This is a genomic window from Pseudomonas sp. EA_5y_Pfl2_R50, assembly GCF_963970475.1.
Lineage (GTDB): Bacteria > Pseudomonadota > Gammaproteobacteria > Pseudomonadales > Pseudomonadaceae > Aquipseudomonas.
On record NZ_CAXAPT010000205.1, the window covers coordinates 1 to 431 of the forward strand.

At 68.9% G+C, this 431-nt stretch carries 1 protein-coding gene; it reads left to right on the forward strand.

What is annotated here, in order from left to right; all coding sequences use genetic code 11:
* Positions 1-109 precede the first annotated feature (109 nt).
* Positions 110-431: hypothetical protein (locus AACY19_RS27465; protein WP_339454636.1), on the forward strand; the 322-nt coding region annotated here is incomplete at its 3' end.

A 431-nucleotide genomic window follows, 5' to 3' on the forward strand; every position in this document is an offset into this window, starting at 1 on the left:
CGCTCGGTGATTTCGGAATCGTTGATTTCAGCGTGAAGGCATGGGACGGCACGTTCTGGAGGACGCTGCGCGGAGAATAGCGCGCCCCGCCGCGCGAGGGAGGATTGCCATGAGACTGTTCCTGGCTGCTACCGTTCTGGTATCGACACCGTTCGCAACACCGGCCTTCGCGCAAGCGCCCAACGGGCGCGAGGCGCTGACTCAGATGGCGTTTTTTGCGCGGGACAAGGCGGTGGCGCTGGACCAGATCGCCAGCGTCGAGGCGGCGGCGCGGGTGACGCTGGCGCGTGCGCCGACCGATGCCGAGGCGCTGATGACGCGGGCGATGGCGACGAGCTATCGCGCCAAGCTCACCCGCAGCCGCGCCGACGCGCTGTCCGCGCGCGACCAGTTTGAGGCGATCGCCCGCCGCAACCCGCGCGATGCCGAGG